The sequence below is a fragment of the Kytococcus schroeteri genome (assembly GCF_002847825.1).
Lineage (GTDB): Bacteria > Actinomycetota > Actinomycetes > Actinomycetales > Dermatophilaceae > Kytococcus > Kytococcus schroeteri.
The window spans coordinates 1-598 of the sequence record NZ_PKIZ01000046.1; the positions used below are offsets into that span (position 1 = coordinate 1).

1 protein-coding gene is annotated in these 598 nt (G+C 65.2%); it reads right to left on the reverse strand.

Annotated features, from left to right (window positions below):
- Window positions 1-575, reverse strand: a 575-nt coding sequence (locus CYJ76_RS11430; RefSeq protein WP_269148634.1) for a proton-conducting transporter transmembrane domain-containing protein, incomplete at its 3' end; no start/stop codon positions are given.
- Between the last annotated feature and the right edge of the window lie 23 nt (window positions 576-598).

Genomic DNA, 598 nt, shown 5'->3' on the forward strand with positions numbered 1-598 from the left:
CCCGTTGCCACCCCGAGGCGCTTGCCCTCGAGCGGCTGGAGCAGGGGGCGTCGATAAATAACAACAATGACGCCCGCGACCAGCACCGCGAGAGAGATCCAGAGCGCCACCGTCAGGCCGTGCCAGAGTGCCAAGTGTGTGTGAGCGTGGCCCAGACCCGTGGCATCGACCACCTGGTCGAGAGTCTCGTCGAAGAGGCCCAGGAACGCGACACCCGGCAGGGAAAGCACGCCCGGCAGCACCGCGGGAATCCACAGATTGGCCGGCGCCTCCTTGACGTGCGACATATCCTTCGGACCGTCAATGAACGCGCCGAAGACATAGCGGGCGGAGTACACGAAGGTGGCCAGCGCGCCGAGGCCAGCGGCGACCAGCAGGGCGATCACGCCGGCATTGTTAAACGGCGCCTCTTCGAACGCGGTGAGCATGCCCTCCTTCGACACGAAGCCAAAGGTCGGGGGAACCGCAGCCATCGACGCCGCCGCGATCACAGCGGAAACAAAAGTGAAAGGCATCTGGCGCCACAGCGGGCCCAGGCGACGAATGTCACGCGACCCGGCCTGGTGGTCAACCACGCCGACGATCATGAATAGCGAAG